We start from the raw sequence: 21,161 nt of genomic DNA on the forward strand, positions 1-21,161 counted from the left end.
AGGCGACCGTCACCGGGAACCTCTGGGCCACAGACGAACCCGCTGCCGCTGAGCGAGATCCGGACATGCGGTGGCCTGCCTCCCCCGTGGAGGCCCCATCTCCGGCGTTCCCCGCACCAGCCACGTCGACCCGGACCCAGCCGGCGTCCGTGCCGCAACCGGCCTCGCGCCCGGAGGACTGGTCCGTCGCTGATGACGCACCGCCTCCCGCGCTGCGTCCTGCCGGTGCAGTCGGAGCCGGCCTCGGCGCGCTCACGGGCCTGGTCCTCACCGTTGCCGGCCTCATCGGCGGGACCCTGCCACTCGGGTTGGGCTCTGGTGACGACGAGCACACCACCTACTGGTTGCTGCTCGTGCCCGGTTTGGTGATTCTCCTCGTCTCGGTGGCGGTCATCGTCGCCCGGGCAGTGGGACGGCGACGCTGACCGACCGCGCGACCGAGCTGGGCCGGTCACCGGAGCGCGCGCGCCACCAGTCTCGCGATCTCGTGGCCGAGCTGGTAGCCGTCCTCCATCGCATCGCGGAAGTGCAGGCCGCCCCAGATCCTCGCGTTGAGGGCATCGTGCTCCAGCGCGGTGAGGGACTGGTAGTCGCGGTCGACACCGAGAGCCGGGTTGCGCAGCCGCAGAACGGTGTCGTCACCGAACGTGCGTCTCATGATCTCCGCGAAAGGTGCGGTGGCCGCGGCATGACCACTCGTGTAGTCGCTGTAGGAGGGGTTGGCAATGAGTGGTGCCCAACCGAGCTGCGGCTCGGTATCTGGGTTCCCGTCATCGGCCGCGGCCGCGATGGCCTGGAACGGCCGCCAGTAGCCCTCGACAAACTTGAGTCGGAAGGTTTCGATCATGGCGTTGCCCATGGCGGCGTCGGTCGCCGCGAACAACCTGGTGGTCTGCTCGAGGTTCATCGGAGCCGAGTCCAGCAAGTTGCACACCGCCGTGCGGTACATCACGGGCGGGTTGAATGCGAAGAACTGGGCTGTCCCGGTCTGGTCGGCGGTTCGGTCCGTGGAGGTGACCGCGCCCCATCTGCGGACCTCCTCGTAGTCGGCAGCGTAGGCGGCGCCACCCACATCGTCCGGGCCGTCGAGCGTCACCGTGCGGACCGGAACCAGCGGATCGACGAAGCCGAGCCAGGCTGTGGCCATGGCCGCACCCGGCGCGGGTTGCCACACACCCACCCCGGGTGCCTTCGCGTAGACCACCATGGCGTCGTCGCGGCCGTCACCGACGCGACTCGCGATGAGGTCGGCTGCCGCTTCTCGCCCGATGCGAACTCCCTTGTCTTCACCGGGTCCGTCAGCGACGAGGGCCAATGTGGCGGCGAGATCGGCGTCGAGGTTGGGGCGCGAGGCCGGGAAGTATTCGCTCAGGACGTCGTGAGCGGCTGTGGCAACGGCCGCTTGAGATGAGGTGGCGCCCCGGCGCAACGATTCGAGAGCAGCGTCATGGACTGCCAGCGAAGCGAATCCAAGGTAGAGGATGCCGGTCTGCGGCGGCTTGGCTCCCTCGGTGAAGACGGTGCGCAACGCGATTCGCTGCCAGGAGACCGCGACTGCGCCGGCACGGTCGTCGGGTGTCGGCGGGGCAGAGGCAGACGCTGCTGTTCCGCCTGCTGCGACGAGAAGAACAGTGGTGGCGAGGCAAGTGGCGGTTCGGCGGTGCATGGGATCCCCCTTGTTGGATCCTCCATTTGTCCCACGCCCCGGTACCCGTCCGATATTCGCGTTTAGGCGTATCTTCTCGACGCGGGCTCGGGCCGAAGGGCCGCTTCGAACGCGACGACGGCGGCCAGCCGGTTGGTCACACCGAGCTTGCGGAACGCATGCTCGAGGTGCTTGCGCACGGTGGACGGAGAAATGTACATCCGAACGGCGATGTCGGGGTTGGACATGCCCTCGGCGCAGCACCGGAGCACGCGTCGCTCTTGCACGGTGAGCGACACGGGTAGCTGTGTTGTCGCGCTCGAGCGCAGCAGCCGCTCGAGCGTCGGGGTGATCATGCGCAGCACAGCCACGTCGCGTGCGGAGAACCCGCGTCGCTTGCGGACGAAGCGCAGCTGCACCACGTGGTTGCGACCGGTGCTGAAGCCGATGACCAGCCGGGCACTCAGACCCAGACGGGCTCCCAGCTCCTGATGGACGGGATCCACCCTCTGGTGCACGATCCCGACCCGGAGCGGACCGTCGCACACCTGCCGATCGACGTCGTCGAGTGTGAGATGGGGCAGGGCGACGAGGTCAACCAGGCAGCCGGTGGCGTCGGCGAGACATGACGAGACCTCGTCGCAGGGGATGAGCTTCCTGATCGCCTCGAGCGTGCTGACCCGGGGCAACCGGTGCCCAGGGATCTGGTCCACTCCGAGCAACGCCTGCAGCGCAGCCTGTTCTCGCTCCGAAAGCACGACGTCGGGCACGGACCCTCCTCAACCCAAGGCCGGAGGCGATGCCCCCCATGTCCCTCAAACGCACCAGCCCGCCCAACAGGTTGACGGGTCGGCCGTCGTGGGCTTGGTCGCCCCTGCGCTGACGAGAGGGCGGCGCGTGGTGCCCAGTCGACGAGGGCCTGCCCGGCACTGAGTGCACGGTCGACGAGACCGAGCCCAGCGGCATACGTCATCCCGTGGAATGGGCGGGTGAGCCACGTCACGGGGCCAGCCTGCGCCGTCGGGGGCGTGGTGCGTGGCTGGTAGTTTCGAGAGCGTCCACGACCACACCGATGTGAAGGGCAACCCGTGAGCACAACCCCCGCCGCCTCCCCCGTCAAGGTCGCCGTCACCGGCGCGGCCGGTCAGATCGGCTACAGCCTCCTCTTCCGCATCGCGAGCGGCGCCCTCCTCGGCCCGGACACCCCGGTCGAGCTGCGGCTCCTCGAGATCACCCCGGCGCTCAAGGCGCTCGAGGGAGTGGTCATGGAGCTCGACGACTGCGCGTTCCCCACGCTCGCCGGCGTCGAGATCGGGGACGACCCCAACGCCATCTTCAACGGCGCCAACCTCGCCATGCTCGTCGGCGCCATGCCGCGCAAGGAGGGCATGGACCGCGCCGACCTGCTCGCCGCCAACGGCAAGATCTTCACCGGCCAGGGCAAGGCGCTGGGCGAGAACGCGGCCGACGACATCAAGATCCTCGTCACCGGCAACCCGGCCAACACCAACGCGCTCATCGCGATGTCCAACGCCCCCGACATCCCGCGCGAGCGGTTCAACGCGCTGACGCGCCTCGACCACAACCGCGCCAAGTCCCAGCTCGCCAAGAAGCTCGGCGTCAGCGTCACGGAGATCACCAACCTGGCCGTCTGGGGCAACCATGACGACTCGATGTACCCGGACCTCTACAACGCGAAGGTCGGCGGCAAGGTCGCGGCCGACCTCGTCGACCAGACGTGGATCACCGACGAGTACATCCCCACGGTCGCCAAGCGCGGCGGTGCCATCATCGCGGCCCGCGGCCTGTCGTCGGCGGCCTCCGCGGCCAACGCGACGATCGACCACATGCGCGACTGGGTGCAGGGCACCGAGGACTGGGTCTCGATGTCGGTCCCGTCCGACGGCTCGTACGAGGTCACCGAGGGGATCATCTCCTCGTTCCCGTGCGTCGTGAAGGACGGTCGGTACGAGATCGTCCAGGGCGTCGAGCTGAACGACTTCTCGCGTGAGCGCATCGGCGCGTCGGTCGCGCGACTCGAGTCGGAGCGCGACCAGGTCAAGCAGCTCGGCCTCATCTGAGTCGAGCGGGCTCCCGCAGTGACGTCGAAGAGCGTCGGTCACCAACTCGGTGACCGGCGCTCTTTCCCGTATGCCGCTGGGCGGGCTTGGGCGTCCCACGCCCGGTCGCGCGCGCCCCGCCCCTCTTCGTCGAGTGCTCAGAAGTCCCGGCACTTTGTGGGCACTCGAGTGAGTAAGCGGGGCGCTGGAACGACCCTTACGTCGAGTGCTCAGTAAGTCCCGGTCAGCGCAGGGACCTCGGCGGGATGGTGACGCGCGAGCGCACGGTCTCGTGGATGGCCTCGAACGTGCCGCTCCACGTCCCCGCCGAGCTGGAGATCGTCAGGGAGACGTCGTAGAAGGCGCGGTCGTAGACGAAGCGGTAGTTCGGGCTCTTCGACCGCTCGAGTTCCCGCTCGCTGCCCGTCTTCGTGACCGTGCCCTCGACGCTGGCTGCCCCGACGACCTCCCACGTTTCGGGATCGTGCAGGATCAGCGTCCCCTCGACCTGGCCGTTGCGGATCTGGAGCCGTTCGCCGGCAAAGGCGTACGGGTAGCCGCTGGAGTCAACGAGATCCAGCGCGATGCCGAGCTTGGTCTTGCGGTCGCCGTAGAAGCTGACGTAGGCCTCTCCGCCACCCAGCTCGTAGGAGTCGCTGTACCAACCCTGTCCGCGGAAGGCCGCGGGTTCGCGGTTGATACGGAAGATCTCCCAGTCGAACTCCCAGCCGGTGCAGGCCAGCGTCGTCTCCGCCGCACCCAGCGACAGGGTCACCGATCCGGAGAGCGGGATCCGCGTCCCCTCGGTCTTGGTCCGGCGCCCGTCCTCGTCGACGTCCCACCCCGAGAGGACCTCGGTCGCGCCCCAGGTGAGCGTGCCGTCGATGGTCAGGTCTCCTACCTCGTCGCCCGTCTCGGGATCGTAGGCCGGGAACGTTCCGGTCAACTGGTCGCCGTCGAGGAGTGCTCCCTCGCCTCCGGTCTCGGCCACGACGTCGTCGACGAAGATCCCGGCGAACCAGCCGGCCTCGCCCATGGTCGTGTCGTAGGCCTCGAGGTAGCCGCCCTCTCCCTCACACCACACCACCGTGCCGGCATCGTGGAAGCGCTCCGGCATGGCCTGGGCCGGGATGGTGAGGGTGGCGGTGACCATGGCGCTGAGCCCTGCCACCGCGACGAAGGTGCGGATAGGTCGGCGGTTGCGCGCCATGACATTCCCCTCTGTCATCGACCCGCGGGGCCCCTGCTCGCGCTGGGTCTTCACCCTCAAGGTAGGGGCGGCGAGACTCGTCCACATCTCGAATGCGCGAAACCGGTCAGCGGAGGCTGGCACTTTCTGCGCACTCGATGAGGGGCGGGAGGGCTGGGACCTCAGGAGGGCTGCGGGACCGGGCCCAGCGGCATACCGGGTGGATCGGCCACCGCCTCGAGCGAGACGACGTCGAGGCTCCGGGAGGCGATCTCCTGCAGGTCGGCGAGGCGGCCCAGGGCCTGCGCCCGCCGAGCGTTGTCCCCGATCTCCTCTGCCGCGAGGAGCTCCGCGTGAGCAAGGCGATGCTCCTCGGCGAGCGCCGCGACGAATGCCGAGACGGTGGTCATGCTGGTTCTCCTTCGTACTCGGTGGCGGCACGGCGACTGATCATCGCCCCGGCTCCGGAGCCGGTCTGCTCGAAGATGTCGGTGAGGAAGGTCCCGGGGTCGGCGGCCAGCAGCTCGTCGGGGTGGCCGTGCAGGACGTGGGCCAGGACATGCGGCATCTCCTCGAAGACGGCCGACGAGAGCAGCAGGAGCGCCTCGTCCGGACCAAGGTCGAGCCACTCATCCGATCCGGGCAGCTCTGGCGCCCGGCGCAGTCCCTGAGCCGTGACCAGGAGCGCCGGTGGAGCCTGACGTGACATGACCAGAGCCTCACCGTCGGGCGTGCAGGCCGCCGCGGCATACGCACTGGACTCCGTCGACCCAGCCACCGGCAGGTCTGCGACGAAGACCCGCGTCACTCCGCGGCTCGTCGACACGTTGGCGAGTCCATCGGGGCACTCCACGAGCGTGATGTTCCAGCCACCCGGGCCATGCTGGCGACGAATGACACCCCTGTCCGTCAGCTGAACTGCCATCAGCGGCCTCCTGTCGCCAGCGCCTCGCCCAGCCCGCACCGGGTCAGCGCCTGGGCAGCAGTGCCCTTGGCTCCGCTCACGGTGAAGCCGATGCCGTGGCCATTGCACTTGCGCCGCGTCCACAGGAGCGCGGCGATCGTCTCCGAGGACAGCCGGCGAAGCGACGACACATCGACCGTGATGCTGCCCTCCCCTCGCATCAGGGACTCTGCCGCAGCTGCACGGAGCACGAGCAGGTCGTGTGCGAGATTGCTCTGTTCGAGGGGGACGAAAACCCGAGCTGAGGTGCGCACGTCTCCCACCCTGACCGCGCCCGATGACGATCGCGCCGACGGTTTCTTTGCGATTGTGTGACTGAATCGCGAACCTCACGTCCTGAGGTCCGGCCGCCCGGCGGCCGCTGGCAGAATCGCGGCGTGGCTCTTTCCATCCTGGTTCTCGAAGACGACGACGGCATCCGCGCCTCGCTCGCCATGGCCATCGAGGGCGAGGGCAACACCCCCATTCCGCACGCCTCGGCCGAGCGCGCCCTCGAGGAGGTGCACGCCCAGCCGATCGACGTCATGCTCGTCGATCTCATGCTCGGCGGGATGGATGGCTTCACGTTCATCCGAGAGGTACGGCGGTCCAGCGACGCGCCGATCATCGTCGTCAGCGCCCGGGCCGACACCCACGACATCGTTGCTGCTCTCGAGGCCGGGGCCGACGACTACGTGACCAAACCGTTCGAGGTCAAGGAGCTGTCCGCCCGAGTGCGGGCGCTGCTGCGGCGCCAGCACCGTGGCCAGACCGAGGAGGGCACCGGTCGAGTGGTCCTCGACGCCGAGGACGGCCCCTTGGTCCTCGACCTCGACGGCGGGCTCGTGCGCCGCGGTGACGAGCCGGTGCACCTGACGATGACGGAGTTCCGCCTCCTGTGCGAGCTCGCGCAGCCGCCCGGCCGGGTGTGGAGCCGGCGGATGCTGCTCGAACGAGTCTGGGACCGCGGCTTCTTCGGCGACGAACGCATCGTGGACGTCCACGTCCGCCGGCTGCGGACCAAGATCGAGCGGGACCCCAGCCACCCGCGGCTCCTCGTCACGGCACGCGGTCTTGGCTACCGGCTCGACGTCCGATCGTGAAGGTGCTGCCCCGTGCCGGTCCGCTGAGCCTGCGGACCACCGTCACGCTCTCCTTCGCCAGCCTGGCCCTCGTCGTGTCCGCCATCCTCGCCGGCGGGACCTATCTCGCGGCACGGGGCTTCCTCATCGGGCAACGTGAGGAGACGGCGGCCCAGCAGGCATTCGCCAGTGCGTCCGTCGTGCGGGACGGCCTCCTGACCCGGGGGTCCGACGTCATCGAGGTGCTGTCCAGCCTGCCCACGTCCTCCGAGTCCCTCGTGCTGGTCAGAAGGGACGACCACTGGTACTCCACGTCGCTCAACGTCGCCGAGGACGCCATTCCCGCCGACGTGCGTGAGGTGGTCAAGTCGGGTGCAGCCGCCGTCGCGTGGAGCCAGCTCGAGGGGCGGCCGGTCGTCGTGGTCGGGGTGCCGCTGCCTGCCGGCAACGCGTGGTACTACGAGATTGCCTCCGCATCCGAGCTGGACTCGACCCTTCGGACGCTGGGCATGGTGCTCGCTGCCTTTGCCGTGTTGACGACGCTCGGGGGCACGCTCATGTCCCGGTCGGCCGCGGCCCGGGCCGTCGCGCCCCTGGAGAGCGTCGCATCGGCTGCCGCACAGATCGCCGCGGGCCAGATGGACACCCGTCTCGCTGCGACCGACGACCCCGACCTGTCGGTCATCGTCGGCTCCTTCAACACCATGGTCGAGGCGCTGGAGGAGCGGGTCCAGCGCGACGCGCGCTTCGCGGCGGACGTCAGCCACGAGCTGCGCTCCCCGGTCACCACGCTCCTGACGAGCGTCGACGTGCTGGCCGGCGCCCGCGAAGAGCTGCCCAAGCGGGCGCAGCGGGCCGTCGACCTCGTCGATCGAGAGGTGCGGCGCCTCCATCGATCCCTCGAGCACCTGCTCGCGCTCGGCCGCGTGGATGCGGGAACCGCCCACCGAGACCTGGCCGACGTCGACCTCAACGATCTCGTCGCTCATGCCCTCGCGGAGAGCCACCGTCCGACCAGCCTGCTCCGCCCATCGGGCGGTGCGGTGCACATCCGAGCCGACAAGCAGGAGCTGAACCGCGCCCTCGTCAACCTCTTCGACAATGCCGACGTGCATGGCGACGGGCTCACCGCGGTGCAGGTGGTGCCGGGCAACGGTCGGGTGCTGCTGCACGTCGATGACAGCGGGCCGGGCGTTCCGGTCGCGGACCGGGAGCTGGTCTTCGAGCGGTTCGCGAGATCCGGGTCGCGGGGTTCGCGCCAGGGCACTGGGCTCGGGCTCAGCCTGGTGGCCGAGACGGCCAGGGCTCATGGCGGCACCGTGTGGTGCGAGGACCGTCCAGGCGGTGGGGCCCGATTCACCCTGGCACTCCCGGTGGGATCGGAGGGCACCGAATGAGTGGCACGATGTCGAGGCTGCGCGGGACCCGCCTGCTCGCCGGGGCCGCTCTGGTCGTCCTGGCCGTGGCCGCCTGTGGCGTGCCAACCACGTCACCGCCGACCGCGATCACCGAGGTGCCCTACAACCTCATGGAGACCCCCGCACCCCCGTCACCACTGCCGTCGACACCGGCCACACGCGGTCCGTTCATCTACTGGGTCAACGCCGCGGACCAGCTCGCCGCGATCGAGGCGGGCACGACCACGAGCGACGCGGCGGACACCGTGGCCGCCGTGCTCACCCGGCTGGCCCAGGGACCGAGTGATCTCGAGCGCGAGTCCGGCCTCTCCACGGCCCTCGGGCCGGACGTCTCGCTGACGGTCAACCGCATCGAGGGGGGTCGCGCGGACATCGACATCACGATCGGGCCACCGGGCCCCTCAGCTCGCCGCCTGCCGCTCGCCGTCGGCCAGATCGTCCTCAGTCTCACGTCGATCTCCGGCATCGACTCCGTCTGGCTCATGAGCGACGGCACTCCGATCGAGGCGCCGCTGCCGGACGGCGCGCTGACCGCGAGACCCCTGACCGCACAGGACTTCACCGCCCTCGTCGCCGGCCAACCTCCCCCGGCGACACCGCGAGCGACCTGACGGGGCGCCGCGGCCGCGGGAGAGATGGTTCTCCCTCAGGCACTGGCCCCCGGCTCCTGGATTGCCCTCCACCACATGGCGACGGCGATGAGTCCGAGGGCGGCCGACAACACGAAGGGCGCCTGGAGGCCCCGCGCGGATGCCAGCACTCCTCCGGCCACCGCACCCAGCGCGCCAGCGCCGTAGACGACCGTGCGCCACGTTGCAACCACCCGACCCAGCACGCGGTAGGGCACCATGCGGTGTCTCAACGAAGCGCCGGCAACGTTGAACACGCCAAAGGCTCCACTGGTCACGACGACGACGACCACCGCTGCCCACACCGTGCCGGAGACGACGAGGAGAGCGGGCGCCATTGTCGTGACCGCCATCGAGCCGAGCAGCACTCGGTCGTGGCGATGACCTGCAATGAGCCGGTCGGCAGCCCACGCGCCAGCCAGTCCGCCGAGGGCGCCAACCGCGAGCAGCATGCTGAAGCCGACGGCGCCCAGGTCCAGTCGAGCCTCCGTGTACAGCACGAAGATCGCGAACCAGGCACTGTCGGCGAGCGCGACGAAGGCAGCGGCGAGCATCAGGGTCCGCAGGGTGCGATGCCGGCCGAGCCAGGCCAGTCCGGCCTGCACGCCGGTGGCGATGGCGTCCCCCGGCTCGTCACCCGGGTCCGGGAGCGTCAGGAGCGCCGCGGGCACGCTGAGGACCAGCAGGACGCCGATGGCCAGCGCAGCACTGTTGGAGATGAAGGGAAGCGCTGCACCTACGGCGAAGAGGGAGCCACCGACCAGCGGACCGACGAACTCGTTGCCGGCCAGCTCTCCAGCGACGAGTCGACTGTTCGCGCGCTCGAGCTGCGCGGGGCTGACCAGGCGTGGGATGACGGTCTGGGCAGCCGTGTCACGTACGGTCTCCGCCACCCCGAGGACGAAGGAAACCACGGCGACGAGGGCGACACTCACGACACCGGTGAAGAGCGCTCCGACCAGGACGATGAGCACCGAGATGCGGACCACGTCGCTGATCACCAGCAGGGCGCGCGCTCCCCTCCGATCGGCAAGGGAGCCCGCAGCCAGACCCGTCACGAGCCAGGGCAGGGCAGCAGCCGCGGCGACGAACCCCACTGCCGCCGGACTGGTGGTCAGGGATGCGGCGAGCAGCGGAAATGCGGCGAGGCGGATGCCGTCGCCCACGTTGGCGAGGACCGCCGCGCACCAGAACCGCCAGAACGGCGCACCCAGGGCCATGCTCGACGTCACCCCGCGTCAGACGTCGAGCCGGACCGTCGCGGAGGCCACCAGGACTCCCACCGCGAAGGCGAGCAGGATCAGCACGTCCAGGGTCCGCGAACGAACGTGGAGGCCCCCGGCCTTGCGAGCCGGTCGCGCGACCAGACGCACGATTGCACCGAACAGGAAGGCTGCCGACAGGATCCGGCCGCCCCAGCGAACGTCCCCGAAGGCCATCATCAGCGTGCCGACCGCGCCGGCGACAGCGACGACGTACCACCAGCTGAGGACGACGAAGCCGCTACCGCGCCACTGCACGTGCCTGCGCCTCGGCCGCCTGGACGATGTTGGTCAGCAACAGCGCTCGTGTCATCGGGCCGACACCACCGGGGTTGGGGCTGATCCAGCCAGCCACCTCGACCACGTCCGGCGCGACGTCGCCCGCAATCCTGCCGTCGACGCGGCTGACGCCCACGTCCAGAACCGCGGCCCCCGGCTTGACCATGTCCCTCGTGATGATCCCCGGGACGCCGGCCGCCGCGATGACGATGTCGGCCCGGCGCACCTCGCCGGCGAGATCCTTCGTCCCGGTGTGGCACAGCGTGACCGTGGCGTTCTCCGACCTGCGGGTGAGGATCAGGCCGAGCGGCCTGCCCACCGTGAGACCTCGGCCGACGACGACGACCTTGGCACCGGCGATCTGGACGCCGAAACGGCGCAGCAGCTCGATGCACCCCATCGGCGTGCACGGCAGCGGCGCCGGGCGACCCAGCACCAGCCAGCCGAGGTTGGTCGGGTGGAGGCCGTCCACATCCTTGCCCGGGGAGACCCGGGAGAGCAGCGCCATCTCGTCCAGGCCTGTCGGCTGCTGCACGAGGAACCCGGTGCAGGCGAGGTCGGCGTTGAGCTCGTCGATGACGGCCTCGACCTCGCCCTGCGTTGCCGTCGCCGGCAGGTCGCGCCGGATGCTGGTGATGCCGATCTCGGCGCAGTCCCGATGCTTGGCATTGACGTACCAGTGGCTGCCCGGGTCGTCGCCGACGAGCACGGTGCCAAGGCCCGGGACGACCCCTCGCTCCCGAAGGGCGGCCACCCGCTCCTTCAGCTCGGTCTTGATCGACGCGAGGGTTGCCTTGCCGTCGAGGATCTGTGCCGTCACGCCCGCAATCCTGCCACGGGCCGCCGGACCGATCGACACGGCTGAGGCGCGCTGCCCCAGAGCCGTTCCTTCGACTGGAAGGAGTGGCTCGTGTATCTCTCCGGCCCCGATGGTCTCTGGACGGTTGCACTCCGGGATACCCGTTTGCCCGGAGCCAACCAGGGAGGGAAAGACAGTATGAGTGCACTCCACCGGACCATGAGACGGGCCGGCACGGTCCTGGCCGCAACCGCGGCCATCACGCTCGCCGGCTCCACCATGGCCTCGGCGCACCACTGCTACAAGGACGAGTGGCAGGCTGCGGCCTACGAGCAGCTCTCCAGCGGTCGAACGGCCTGGATGCCGCTCAGCGACCTCGGAACGGCCTTCCTCATCGGCCCCGACTACGCGCAGCAGTGCGGCTACGTGGCCGACGACGCAGTCGCGCAATGGATGGCCGCGAACGACGTCACCACGGAGCCGCTCATCCACATGCGGGCGACGGTCGGGGGCGGCGCGCTCTACAACGCCGGGCAGGAGCCGGGGCCGTTCGGCTACCTGGATGACGATGACTTCGGGATGCTGACCATGGCCATCGTCGACGGCATGGCGACGTGTGCTCCCGACTGGGAGATGCCGATGGAGTGAACCCGGCGATCACTGCGTCGAGAGGCCGCGCCAACGCGGGTTGGCGCGGCCCTTCGCGTGCTGGGCGGTCCTGGGTCAACGGAGCTGGCTGATGGCCGCCTTGAACTCCCGTTGGGCGGCGAGCCGCATCGTCGAGAAGGACCCGTCCGCGATCGGCGACGCGGCATCCCCAGCCAGCTCGCGAACCATGAGGACGACACGCAGCATCTCGCCGACCTGCTCCTTGGGCAGCTCCGCGGCCAGGATCGGCAGCTCCTCGTTCTCCTCCGCCTCGGCGTGGTCACGGAGGCTGCGCTCGAGCTGGTCAAGTGCGACCAGGAAGTCATCGTCGGACGGCGTTGCACCCATGGGCACGGCCTCGCCGGTCTCCGCGGGGTCATCGCCGAGGCGGGCGAGTCGCTCGACGATCTCGGCGGCCTCACGCTCCTCGTCGAGGCGCTCCCTCGTCGAGTCCGTGACCCACGCGTTGTGGATGGCCACTTCCTCGGCGGCCTCGTGAACGGCGAGGTATCGGAGCAGCCGCTGCAGGGACGACTGGCGCTCGTCGACGGAGGCACGACGAAGCGAGGCGATCAGCAGCCAGAGGTGCTGGTGTTCGGCGTTGAGCGCGGAGCGGATCTCGTGCAGGGTGGCGGCGCGAGCCTCCATCGGGACCACCTTCCGCAGTCGGAAACCAGGGTTCCTGCCAGCGACCCTACCCGTGGCCCCGTTGAGGTAACGGCTCCGCGCCGCCACGCGGTGCCCTCCGAGTCGTCACGCGGACGCAAGATCGGTCAGTGCGACCCCTGGGTCGGCGAGCCGGGCCCGGTCCACCGCGGTACGGCCTCGGATGAGGGCCTGGACCGCGTCCATCGTGTCCCACACGTTGACATGCATTCCGGCGAGGACCCGGACCCCGCTGCCCTCGGGCACCACCCAGAACGCCATGAATTCGTTGCTCTTGGGATCACCCCGGAGCACCACCTCTGCCTCGGTGTCGCGCGGGACATGACCGGCGTACTCGAGCCCGACGTCGTACTGGTCGGAGAAGAAGAACGGGATCGGCCCGTAGTGCACGTCCTTGCCGACGATCGACTGGCCCGCCGCGTAGCCGCCGTCCTGCGCGTTGGCCCAGTGCTCGACCCGCAGGCGGGTGCCGAGCGTCGGGTTGTACCAGTTCGCGACGTCGCCCGCGGCGTAGACGCCCTCGGCAGAGGCGCGCAGCGACTCGTCGACGACGACCCCGTTGTCGACCTCGAGCCCGGCGTCCTCCGCGAGCCGGGTGTTCGGCCGGATCCCGACGCCGATGACCACGGTGTCCGCGGGCAGACGCTCACCGCTGCTCGTCACGACCGTGGTGACCTTGCCGTCCTCGCCCTCGAGACGCTCGACACCCTCGCCCAGCCGCAGGGTCACCCCATGGCTGCGGTGCAGATCCGCGAACCAGGTGCCGATCTGCTCGCCGACCACGCCAAACAACGGAGCCGGTTGCGGCTCGATGATGGTCACCTCGGCGCCGTGGTGTCGGGCGGCCGCTGCGACCTCCAGGCCGATCCAGCCCGCTCCGATGATGACCACGTCGCTGCCGGCGACGAGACGCGCGCGGATCTTCTCGGAGTCGGTCATCGAGCGGAGGTAGAACACGTCGGCCAGATCAGTCCCGGGCACGTCGAGCTTGCGGAGCCCCGAGCCAGTGGCGATCAGCACTGAGCCGTAGCCCAGCTCGCTGCCGTCCGACAAGGTCAGGGTTCGGCCGGCCGGGTCGAGCCGGTCCGCCGCGACGCCGAGGCGCAGGTCCACGTGGTTGTCGTCGTACCACTCGCGAGGGTGCGTGAAGGCGACGTCCTCGGGGTCGTTGCCGAGCATGACGCCCTTGGACAACGGGGGCCGCTCGTAGGGCAGCCGGTTCTCCTTGGCGACGAGCACGACCGGCGTCTCCTGGTCGGCCTCCCGGATGGCTTCGATGGCGCGGGCGGCAGTCAGGCCGCCCCCGATGATGACGATGGGCTGGCTGTTGCTCATGGGGCCACTCTCCCCCACCTACCTCACTTGGTCGAGTGCCCAGTTGGTGTCGTGAGAGGCCGACGTCTTACCCGCCGAGCAGTCGGGCCACGTGTGGCTGGGACCGAGCTCAGCGGCATACGAACAATTCACCTTGACCGTGGCTGAACGCCTGTTTAGTCTGCTGTACATGGGTTCAGCCCGGCCTACCCCAGCTTCGGACCTGACCACCCGGGCCCGGATCCGCGAGGCGGCCGTCCGCCGCTTTGCCGAGGACGGCATGCAGGCTTCGCTGCGCGCGATAGCAGCCGATGTCGGGGCCAGCCCCGCGCTGATCCTCCACCACTTCGGCTCCCGCGCGGGGCTTCGCCAAGAGTGCGACCATTGGGTCCTCGCACAGATCAGCGCCCACAAGTCCGCGGTGCTCGGGCCGGGCGGCGCCACCGCGATGCTCACCCAGCTCGCGCACGTCGAGGGCTACGCCCACCTCGTCGCCTATCTCCTGCGCTGCCTCCAGGGCGGCGGCGCCATCGCCAAGGCGCTCATCGACGACCTGGCCGCGGAGTCCGAGGCCTACCTCCGCGAGGCCGAGGAAACGGGCACGGTCAGCAGGAGTCGCGACCCAGCCGCCCGCGCGCGTCTCCTCACCGAGATGGCCCTCGGGGCGCTCCTGCTCCAGCTGCCCGGAGGGGGCGAGCCGCTCCATGTCGGGCAGCTGCCCGCACTGCTGCGCGCCTACACCGACCGCGTCATCCTCCCGTATCTCGAGCTCTACACGGAGCCGCTCCTGACGGACTCCACCCTGCTCGACGCCTATCTGTCCACCCTCCACCAACCCACCAGGAGCTCACATGCCTGATCTGGCCATCGAGACCCGGGACCTCACCAAGTCCTTCGGCACGACCAAGGCCCTCAACGGCTTCTCCCTCCGCGTCGAGAAGGGACAGGTGGCCGGCTTCCTCGGGCCCAACGGCTCGGGGAAGTCGACGACGATCCGCGTCCTGCTCGGCATGCTGCGGGCCGACTCCGGCTCCGCCCGGGTGCTCGGCCTCGACCCGTGGGTCGATGCTGTCGCCATCCACCGGCGCATCGCCTATGTCGCCGGCGACACCAGCCTGTGGCCCAACCTGACCGGCGGCGAGGTGATCGACGTGCTGACGCGGCTCTACCGGAAGCCGGCCGACCGGCGCCGGCGGGAGGAGCTGCTCGAGCGCTTCGAGCTCGACCCGACGAAGAAGGCCCGCACCTACTCCAAGGGAAACCGGCAGAAGGTAGCGCTCGTCGCGGCGCTCGCCACGGATGCGGAGCTGTTCCTCCTCGACGAGCCGACGTCGGGACTCGACCCGCTCATGGAGGCCGTCTTCACCCAGGAGGTCCGGGCCCTGCGGGACCAGGGACGCACCATCCTGCTGTCTAGCCACATCCTCGCCGAGGTCGAGAAGCTGTGCGACACCGTGACGATCATCCGCGCCGGTCGTGACGTCGAGACGGGGACGCTGGCCGAGCTGCGCCACCTGACCCGGTCCACGGTGACGGCGACGACGTCCGCGGACCCTGTCGCCCTCTCGCGCGCCGTGGGCGTCCACGACCTCACGGTCGACGACGGGTTCCTGCGCTTCGACGTCGACAACGCACACGTCAACGACGTGCTGCGGCTGCTCGCCGACGACCGGGTCGAGAACCTGACGATTGCCCCGCCCTCACTCGAGGAGCTCTTCATGCGCCACTACGGCGACGAGATCGCCGTCTCCGAGGAGGCGGCGGCCCGATGAGCGCCCCCATGGACACGCCGACGGCCACTGCCGGACGGACCACGTCGCGAGCCCAGCCCCTGGGAGCCGCCGGCCGGCCCGGTGCCGGGGGGACGGCCGAGCCCTGGGCCGGCACCACGGAGCTGCTGCGGTTCTTCCTCCGGCTCGAGCGCGTCAGGATCGCGGTGTGGACCCTGTCCTTCGGGGTTCTCGTCGCAGGGTCGGTCGCCTCGCTCGACGCGACGTACACGACGCCCGAGGCCCTGCAGGCCCGCGCGTCGCTGATGTCCAACCCGTCCGCCATCATGATGACCGGTCCGGCCTTTGGCCTCGACAACTACACCTTCGGGGCGATGGTGGCGAACGAGCTGTCGCTCTACCTGCTCATCGCCGCCGCGATCATGAGCATTCTGCTCGTCGTCCGCCACACGCGGGCCGAGGAGGAGTCCGGGCGCCTCGAGGTCGTCCGCGCCCTCCCCGTCGGCCGCTTCGCCCCCGCAGCCGCGGCACTGTTGACCGTCGCGATCGCCAACCTCGCGGTCGGCACCGTCACCACGCTCGCCCTGGTCGGCACGGGGATGGAGCCCGCCAGCTCGATCGCCCTCGGTCTGGCCACCGGCCTGACCGGGCTCGTCTTCGGCGCGGTCGGCGGCATCACCGCCCAGCTCACCGAGCATGCCCGGACCGCCTCGAGCATGGCGCTCGGAGTCCTGGCCGTCGCGTTCCTCGTGCGTGGCCTCGGCGACGTCATCCACAACCAGGGCTCTTGGCTCTCGTGGTTCTCGCCGCTGGCCTGGGCGCAACAGACGCGGCTCTACGTCGACCTGCGCTGGTGGCCGCTCGCCGTTTCTGCGCTGGCCGCCATCATCCTGTTGGCCGTGACGGTCCGCCTCGCCCAGCGTCGCGACCTCGGCGCCGGGCTCCGCGCTCCCACGCCCGGCCCCGCCGCGGCGTCGCCGCGGTTGCTCTCTCCGGTGGGGCTGGCCCATCGGCTGCTGTGGAACGCATACCTCGGCTGGCTGATCGGCATGTTCCTCTTCGCGGTCGCCTTCGGGGCGCTGGCCAACTCGCTCGAGGACCTCCTGCAGGACATCCCGCAGATCGACGAGATGCTGCAGCTGGACCTGACCAACCTGACGACGAGCTTCTCGGCCTACATGCTCTCGTTGTTCGCGGTCGCCCCGATGGCGATCGCCGTTGCCGGGATCCTGCGCCTCCGCTCGGAGGAAGCTGCCGGACGCGCCGAGGCGGTGCTCGTCACCGGCAGCACGCGGACGGGGATGCTCGGTGGCTGGACCCTCGTCGTGGTGCTGCAAGCGGTGGTCATGCTCGCGGTCATCGGCCTGGGCGCCGGGCTTGGCGTCGCCGCCGGCACGGGTGACGGCACTTGGGTCTGGGACCTGACCCTGGCCTCGCTTGCGTATGTTCCCGCGACACTCCTCGTGGCCGCGGTCGCCATCGCCCTCTACGGGCTGGTCCCCCGGCTCACCTCGCTCACGTGGGTGCTCGTGGTCTGGGTCGCCCTCGCGCTCTATCTCGGCGGGCTGCTCAACCTGCCCGAGTGGGCCCTGTCCCTGTCGCCCGTCCACCACACGCCGCAGGTTCCGGCCGAGACTGCTCCGGCCACGCCACTGGTCATCATGAGCCTCGCGGCGGTGGCCCTCGCGGCCGCCGGCTTCCTCGGCCTCCGGCGCAGGGACGTCGTCCCGGGCGAGTGACCCCGGCCCGCGCGGCCGGGAAGGGCGGGAGGCGCCTGGGGCAACATGCGCGCGTGGCGAGCTCAGCGGCATACGACAGCGTCGTGAGTCGTATGCCGCTGAGCTCGCTTGCGCCGGGACGCGCGGTCAGCGTGGCGTCAGGACGTCCAGGCGCGCCAGAGGTCGGCGTACTCCCCGTTCCGGGCCACCAGCTCGTCGTGGCTGCCGAGCTCGACGATGCGCCCGTCGATGACGACCGCGATCCGCTCCGCGTCGTGCGCGGTGTGCAGGCGGTGCGCGATGGCCACCACGGTGCGCCCGGTGAGCAGGGCGCTCATCGAGCCCTCGAGGTGCCGCGCCGTCCGCGGGTCGATGAGCGACGTGGCCTCGTCGAGCACGATCGTGTGCGGGTCGGCCAGGATGAGCCGGGCGAGCGCGATCTGCTGCGCGCGCCCGGGCGTCAGCTGGCTGTGGCCCGAGCCGAGCTTGGTCTCGAGCCCCTCGGGCAGGCGCTCGACCCACTCCCAGGCGTCGACCGCACGAAGTGCCTCGATGACCGCCTCGTCTGACGCGTCCTCGCGGGCCAGCACGACGTTGTCGTGGACCGAGCCGATGAACACGTGGTGCTCCTGCGTGACGAGGGCGACCTCGGTCCGCAGGACGTCGAGCGGCAGCGACGTGAGGCCGACGCCGCCGACCTCGACGGTCCCCGTGCGTGGCCCGTGGATGCCCGCGAGGAGCCGGCCGAGAGTCGACTTCCCGGAGCCGCTCGGGCCCACGATCGCGAGGCGCTCCCCCGTGCGAAGCTCGAGGTCGATCCCGTGCAGGACGTCGTGGTCCGCGCGGTAGGCGTACCGCAGGTCGCGACCGGCGAGCTCAGGACCCACCGGGAGATCCTGGCCGGGCTCACGGTCAGGCGGCACGGTGGCGATCCCGAGCAGGCGCGTCGTCGAGGCGATCCCGACCTGGACGCGGTCCACCGTGCTGACCAACATGTCGAACGGGCCCCAGAGCGCCTCCGTGTAGAGGATCGCCGTGGTGATCTGGCCGAGCGTGGCCCAGCCCTGGATATAGCCGATGGCGCCCAGCAGCAGGACCAGCACGCGCGGCAGGCTGAACGCGAGGTCCATGACGGCGAAGAGCAGGTTGCGCAGCGTCATCGTGTAGCGCTCGGCCTGACCAGAGACCTCGATGTCGTCGTCGCCGCGCCGCATGCGGTGCGGGCCGAGGCCGAGCGCCTCGACGGTGCGGGCACCCTCGACGGTCTCGGTGAGGGTCGTGTTGATGCGCGAGTAGGTGCCGCCCTCGGTGAGGTAGCCCTTGGGGGCTCGCATCAGGTAGCGGCGGATCTGGACGAGAGCGAGCGCCATGAGCACGATCGACGGGACGGACAGCAGGACCGAGTTGCTCAGCATCGCGACGAGCGTGAGAACCACGGTCGTCCCGGCGATGATCGCGCGCGGCAGCGCCCAGCGGACCGACTCGCTCATGGTGCCGACGTCACGGGTGACGCGGGTGACGAGGTCGCCCGAGCTGGCGGTCTCGACGCGGGAGAGCGGTAGTCGCAGGATGGCGCGGACGATGTACTCGCGTGCTGCAGCGAGGACGTCCTGGCCGAGGAAGGCCGAGCTGACCTGTGCCGCAAAGGTGATCAGGCCGTGGACGACGACGATGCCGGCGACGATGAGCGCCATCGAGTTGGCGGTGGCGAGCGCGGCGTCCTGCCGCCCCGCCTGAACGTCGGCGACGGTGCTGTCGACCAGACTGCCGAGGAGGCGCGGGATGAGCAGGCCGGCGCCGGCAGCGAGGGCGTTGCCCAGCAGGACCGCCACGACGATGAGCTTGCGGTCCGTGAGCAGCCCGCCGATGAAGCGAACGACGCGCCTCGTGTCGGCGATGGGCAGGCCCTTGCGGGAGTTCAGCGTGTCCGCGACGAACTCGTGCGCCCGGCGCTCGCGCAGCAGGTGACGACGGCGCAGGGCGGCCAGCCGGTCGGAGATGCCCGCTGCCGTCGGCGGGCGGAGCTCGTCCGGCACCGGCGGCAGGTCGCGAGGGGCCTCCCACGTACGGGCCGACTCCGCTGCGAGGTCGGTGGGCAGCGGCGAGACGTGCGTGTCGATGCTCATCGTGCCTCCTCCTCGCTGACGTGGGTGACCAGCCGGTCCACTGGGTGGTGCTCAGGGTGGTCGAGTGGGCGGTGCTCGGCTGGGTTGGTCTGGTGAGGCGGGTGGACTTCGCCGCGCACGACGACTGAGCGGTATGCCGCTGAGCTGGCCAGGAGGTCGACGTGCCGTCCGCGTGTGGTGGCCTTGCCGGCCTCGAGCAGGATCACCTCGTCCGCGTGGTGGAGCAGCAGCGGGCTGGCGGTCATCACGACAGTGGTCCGCCCGTCACGATGGGGCCCGAGGCGCTCGGCGATCCGGGCCTCGGTGTGCGCGTCGACGGCGGAGGTCGGCTCGACGAGGACGAGGACCTCCGGGTCCGCGGCGAGGGCCCGCATGAGCACGAGCCGCTGGCGCTGGCCGCCGGAGAGGCCGCGTCCTCGTTCGTCCAGCTCGCCCTGCCAGCCGCCGGGGAGCGCGTCGAAGACGTCCTCGGCTGCTGCCGTGTGAAGGGCGAGCTCGGCGTCCTGACGGCTGAGTCGCCGAAGCGGGTCGACGGCCTCGCGCAAGGTGCCGGCGAACACCTGGGGCGCGGTGTCGCTGACGAGGATCCGGCGCCGGACCTCATCAAGTGGCACCGATCCGAGGTCGACGCCGCCGATGGTGACGCCCCACGCCTGACGGGCTCGCTCCTCGTCGCGTCGGGCCTGCTCCTCGCGAAGGACCGCTCGCCTCGAGCGCTCGTTGCGGGCGGCCTTGCCCTTGAGCTCCTCGGGGATCTCGTCGCTGACCAGGGTGCCCTCGTCGGATGGCAGGTAGCGTCCGATCCGGTCGGCGAGCGCAGCCGAGTCGTCCGGGACCGCGGAGACGACCATGGTGAGCCGACCGGGCCGGATGACCGCGCCGGAGAAGTGGTCGACGATTGGAGCTGCTTCGGGGAGCTCTTGGGGGTGCTCTGGCTCGACCCAGGGCGGGCGCTGGCCGAGGACGGCGTTCGCCTTGCGGGCCGAGACGACGGAGCGGGTCCACTTCTGGGCGAACTCGACGAAGGTGCGCATCGGGTGGAGCAGGAACAGCCCGTAGCCGAGGAAGCTGACGAACTCCCCCACCGTGAGGCGGCCCAGGGCGACCTCGCGGCTGCCGAGCCACATGAGTCCGACGACGAAGGCACCGGAGAGCAGGACCCCGACCGCCTCGACCGCGGCCAGCCAGGCGCCGGCGCGGACACCGGAGTCACGGACCCGCTGGGACTGCCCGGCGTAGTTGCCGCCGAAGGTGTCCTCGCCGCCGATGCCCCGGAGGATCCGCAGGCCGGCCACGATGTCGGTGGCCATCGAGGTGAGCTCCGAGTTCCGGGAGCGTTCGATCCCCTGCCAGTGCTGCATCGGTCGCAGCAGCGGCGTGCCGAGGATGACCAGTAGCGGGGCGGAGACCAGGACGAGCAGGCCCAGGCGGGGTGAGGTGGACAGGACGATGCCCGCGACGGCGAGGTAGGCGACGAGCTGCGAGAACGCGCGGGTGGACACCTCCATCAAAGCGCCGAACTGGTCACCATCGGACCCGGAGACCGAGAGCACCTCGCCCGTCGGGGTGCGGCGGATGAGGACGTGGCCGAGCTGCAGCGCCTTGCGCGTGACGAGCTGGGTGGTGCCATAGAGGGCGATGAGCCACTCCCGC

General features: G+C 70.4%; 21 protein-coding genes and 1 pseudogene. 9 read left to right on the forward strand and 13 right to left on the reverse strand.

Translation table 11 applies throughout. The features are described 5' to 3' along the window. Window positions 1-425, forward strand: a pseudogene (locus tag VJN29_RS14505) (hypothetical protein); the annotation flags it as partial. 26 nt (window positions 426-451) lie between these two features. Here VJN29_RS14505 and VJN29_RS14510 read toward each other — a convergent pair. Continuing rightward, a complete protein-coding gene (locus tag VJN29_RS14510) occupies window positions 452-1,666 on the reverse strand; it encodes a vanadium-dependent haloperoxidase (RefSeq protein WP_324144343.1) in 1,215 nt (404 codons plus the stop codon). A gap of 62 nt (window positions 1,667-1,728) precedes the next feature. After that, window positions 1,729-2,415 carry a helix-turn-helix transcriptional regulator gene (locus VJN29_RS14515; RefSeq protein ID WP_324144344.1) on the reverse strand — a complete coding sequence of 229 codons (687 nt, stop codon included), beginning with the start codon at window positions 2,413-2,415 and terminating at the stop codon, window positions 1,729-1,731. A 318-nt stretch (window positions 2,416-2,733) separates the two neighbouring features. Between VJN29_RS14515 and VJN29_RS14520 the strand changes: the two genes are divergently transcribed. Beyond that, window positions 2,734-3,726 (forward strand): malate dehydrogenase, encoded by a 993-nt coding sequence (locus VJN29_RS14520; RefSeq protein WP_324144345.1) that lies wholly within the window; start codon window positions 2,734-2,736, stop codon window positions 3,724-3,726. Window positions 3,727-3,949: 223 nt separating this feature from the next. On the opposite strand, the gene VJN29_RS14525 is transcribed toward VJN29_RS14520, so the two are convergent. From VJN29_RS14525 to VJN29_RS14540, 4 genes are all read right to left on the reverse strand, one after another. Continuing rightward, window positions 3,950-4,915, reverse strand: coding sequence for a hypothetical protein (locus tag VJN29_RS14525; RefSeq protein ID WP_324144346.1), 966 nt, complete (start codon window positions 4,913-4,915; stop codon window positions 3,950-3,952). Between the two features lie 161 nt (window positions 4,916-5,076). Beyond that, on the reverse strand, window positions 5,077-5,304 hold the full coding sequence (locus VJN29_RS14530) for a hypothetical protein (protein WP_324144347.1): 228 nt from the start codon (window positions 5,302-5,304) through the stop codon (window positions 5,077-5,079). After that, a complete protein-coding gene (locus VJN29_RS14535; RefSeq protein WP_324144348.1) occupies window positions 5,301-5,819 on the reverse strand; it encodes a hypothetical protein in 519 nt (172 codons plus the stop codon). Before VJN29_RS14535 ends, VJN29_RS14530 begins: the two co-directional genes overlap by 4 nt. Continuing rightward, window positions 5,819-6,112 (reverse strand): STAS domain-containing protein, encoded by a 294-nt coding sequence (locus tag VJN29_RS14540; RefSeq protein WP_324144349.1) that lies wholly within the window; start codon window positions 6,110-6,112, stop codon window positions 5,819-5,821. Before VJN29_RS14540 ends, VJN29_RS14535 begins: the two co-directional genes overlap by 1 nt. Window positions 6,113-6,235: 123 nt before the next feature. Between VJN29_RS14540 and VJN29_RS14545 the strand changes: the two genes are divergently transcribed. Genes VJN29_RS14545 through VJN29_RS14555 form a run of 3 tightly spaced genes read left to right on the forward strand, consistent with a single transcriptional unit; the run spans window position 6,236 to window position 8,948 of the window. Beyond that, window positions 6,236-6,940 (forward strand): response regulator transcription factor, encoded by a 705-nt coding sequence (locus VJN29_RS14545; RefSeq protein ID WP_324144350.1) that lies wholly within the window; start codon window positions 6,236-6,238, stop codon window positions 6,938-6,940. Continuing rightward, window positions 6,937-8,316 carry a HAMP domain-containing sensor histidine kinase gene (locus VJN29_RS14550; protein WP_324144351.1) on the forward strand — a complete coding sequence of 460 codons (1,380 nt, stop codon included), beginning with the start codon at window positions 6,937-6,939 and terminating at the stop codon, window positions 8,314-8,316. Before VJN29_RS14545 ends, VJN29_RS14550 begins: the two co-directional genes overlap by 4 nt. Before the next feature lie 8 nt (window positions 8,317-8,324). Continuing rightward, complete coding sequence (locus VJN29_RS14555; protein ID WP_324144352.1) at window positions 8,325-8,948, forward strand: GerMN domain-containing protein; 624 nt, start codon at window positions 8,325-8,327, stop codon at window positions 8,946-8,948. A 35-nt stretch (window positions 8,949-8,983) separates the two neighbouring features. On the opposite strand, the gene VJN29_RS14560 is transcribed toward VJN29_RS14555, so the two are convergent. Genes VJN29_RS14560 through VJN29_RS14570 form a run of 3 tightly spaced genes read right to left on the reverse strand, consistent with a single transcriptional unit; the run spans window position 8,984 to window position 11,327 of the window. Continuing rightward, on the reverse strand, window positions 8,984-10,186 hold the full coding sequence (locus VJN29_RS14560) for an MFS transporter (RefSeq protein ID WP_324144353.1): 1,203 nt from the start codon (window positions 10,184-10,186) through the stop codon (window positions 8,984-8,986). A gap of 18 nt (window positions 10,187-10,204) precedes the next feature. Continuing rightward, complete coding sequence (locus VJN29_RS14565) at window positions 10,205-10,486, reverse strand: DUF3017 domain-containing protein (RefSeq protein WP_324144354.1); 282 nt, start codon at window positions 10,484-10,486, stop codon at window positions 10,205-10,207. Next, complete coding sequence (locus tag VJN29_RS14570; protein WP_324144355.1) at window positions 10,470-11,327, reverse strand: bifunctional methylenetetrahydrofolate dehydrogenase/methenyltetrahydrofolate cyclohydrolase; 858 nt, start codon at window positions 11,325-11,327, stop codon at window positions 10,470-10,472. The genes VJN29_RS14565 and VJN29_RS14570 overlap by 17 nt, the downstream gene beginning before the upstream one ends. A 177-nt stretch (window positions 11,328-11,504) precedes the next feature. On the opposite strand from VJN29_RS14570, the gene VJN29_RS14575 reads away from it, so the two are divergent. Continuing rightward, window positions 11,505-11,954 (forward strand): hypothetical protein, encoded by a 450-nt coding sequence (locus VJN29_RS14575; RefSeq protein ID WP_324144356.1) that lies wholly within the window; start codon window positions 11,505-11,507, stop codon window positions 11,952-11,954. A 75-nt stretch (window positions 11,955-12,029) separates the two neighbouring features. Here VJN29_RS14575 and VJN29_RS14580 read toward each other — a convergent pair whose 3' ends face one another. Continuing rightward, complete coding sequence (locus VJN29_RS14580) at window positions 12,030-12,602, reverse strand: hemerythrin domain-containing protein (RefSeq protein ID WP_324144357.1); 573 nt, start codon at window positions 12,600-12,602, stop codon at window positions 12,030-12,032. A 105-nt stretch (window positions 12,603-12,707) separates the two neighbouring features. After that, a complete protein-coding gene (locus VJN29_RS14585; RefSeq protein ID WP_324144358.1) occupies window positions 12,708-13,955 on the reverse strand; it encodes an FAD/NAD(P)-binding oxidoreductase in 1,248 nt (415 codons plus the stop codon). Window positions 13,956-14,124: 169 nt separating this feature from the next. Here VJN29_RS14585 and VJN29_RS14590 point away from each other — a divergent pair, with 169 nt between their 5' ends. The 3 genes from VJN29_RS14590 to VJN29_RS14600 are packed head-to-tail and all read left to right on the forward strand — an operon-like array spanning window position 14,125 to window position 17,403. Further along, window positions 14,125-14,793 carry a TetR/AcrR family transcriptional regulator gene (locus tag VJN29_RS14590; RefSeq protein WP_324144359.1) on the forward strand — a complete coding sequence of 223 codons (669 nt, stop codon included), beginning with the start codon at window positions 14,125-14,127 and terminating at the stop codon, window positions 14,791-14,793. Further along, window positions 14,786-15,706 (forward strand): ABC transporter ATP-binding protein, encoded by a 921-nt coding sequence (locus tag VJN29_RS14595; protein ID WP_324144360.1) that lies wholly within the window; start codon window positions 14,786-14,788, stop codon window positions 15,704-15,706. Before VJN29_RS14590 ends, VJN29_RS14595 begins: the two co-directional genes overlap by 8 nt. Before the next feature lie 8 nt (window positions 15,707-15,714). Further along, window positions 15,715-17,403, forward strand: coding sequence for a polyketide antibiotic transporter (locus tag VJN29_RS14600; RefSeq protein WP_324144361.1), 1,689 nt, complete (start codon window positions 15,715-15,717; stop codon window positions 17,401-17,403). Window positions 17,404-17,540: 137 nt separating this feature from the next. On the opposite strand, the gene VJN29_RS14605 is transcribed toward VJN29_RS14600, so the two are convergent. Further along, complete coding sequence (locus VJN29_RS14605) at window positions 17,541-19,508, reverse strand: ABC transporter ATP-binding protein (protein WP_324144362.1); 1,968 nt, start codon at window positions 19,506-19,508, stop codon at window positions 17,541-17,543. Next, the coding region (locus tag VJN29_RS14610) for an ABC transporter ATP-binding protein (protein ID WP_324144363.1) at window positions 19,505-21,161 on the reverse strand (1,657 nt) is incomplete at its 5' end. The genes VJN29_RS14605 and VJN29_RS14610, both read right to left, overlap by 4 nt.

Origin of the sequence: Intrasporangium sp. (assembly GCF_035280925.1) — a bacterium.
GTDB lineage: Bacteria > Actinomycetota > Actinomycetes > Actinomycetales > Dermatophilaceae > Intrasporangium.